This window comes from Paenibacillus sp. HB172176, from assembly GCF_011947265.1.
In the GTDB taxonomy this organism is placed as follows: domain Bacteria; phylum Bacillota; class Bacilli; order Paenibacillales; family Paenibacillaceae; genus Pristimantibacillus.
Window position 1 is genome coordinate 1 of record NZ_JAATHD010000078.1, and the last position, 1,096, is coordinate 1,096.

Sequence of the window (1,096 nt, forward strand, 5' to 3'; positions counted from 1 at the left end):
TACGCTAGGTTTCTTCTCGGTCAGCGCTCAGATGCGGGATGAATTCGGACTAACGGCGAAGGCTTCGACCTACATTCATGTTGTTCCGAAAAATCCGGTACCTATTGCGAAGTGTCCTCCTTTTGTCGTTTCGAATCATCCCATTGATGATTCCGAATTTGACGCCAGCGGCAGCTACAGCCCGATTAATCGAACGATCGATCACACAAGGGATGAATGGCAGAATAAGCTTACTTCGTATATGAACGAAACAATGAGCAATCTCATCGAAACGGTCAAGCTCGATGTTTACGACAGCGCAGGACTCAAGTCGGTAGAGCCAGGCGTATGCTCCATCGTCGTGAAGCCGGATCTTCCTCCGGTGGCAAAGCTTGAAGTGCCGGCAGTCGGCATCCGGAATCAGCCGGTCGATGTCATTAACCGCTCCTACAGTCCGGACGGCGATCAAATCGAATTAGTCGAATACAAGTACAAATACGATTCGAATAACAACGGATTTGATGATGATGCCTGGAAGATAATCAGCGGATCGGTTTTGAAGTTTACCTTTACGCCGAGCAAAATAGGTAAATATTTATTTTACACCAAGGTAACGGAGGATTACGGGAAGTGGGATGACACGCTTGATCAGGACGAGACTTTGCTCCTGCTCGATGTCGTTAATGATTCGCCTACAATATCCTTCGACCTGGAGGGGAAGAACGAGCAACCGGATCTGGAGCCGATGGACAGCTACCTTCCAGCAGATATTTTGGAGAATTGGAAGCTATATCAAGTCAACAGCAACACATTGATGTCTCTAAAAAATATCAAATGGTTTAATAATGGGAATGTGCTAGCCGGTTCATCAGGTAAAGAGATGGAGAATCAAGGCTTCATGTCCGCGAGCAACAGCAGTAACAGCTATAATTGGCTGTTTCCCTTTTCGAATTTAGGCTTGGGATATAACAACTTGAGTCCGTATCGCGCTATCGCAAATGTCGATAATTCCAAAAAGCAGCTACTGTTGGATACGGAAAAACCCGCAGATAGACGTTATATTGATTCGCCAGGGAAATACCTGTATGTGCGAACGAATGAATCGATGTTTTATGTT

The 1,096-nt window shown here is 45.8% G+C and carries 1 protein-coding gene; it reads left to right on the forward strand.

The window, feature by feature from the left end; all coding sequences use genetic code 11:
- On the forward strand, positions 1-1,096 hold a 1,096-nt coding region (locus HFP08_RS28860; protein WP_168124080.1), incomplete at both ends, for a hypothetical protein.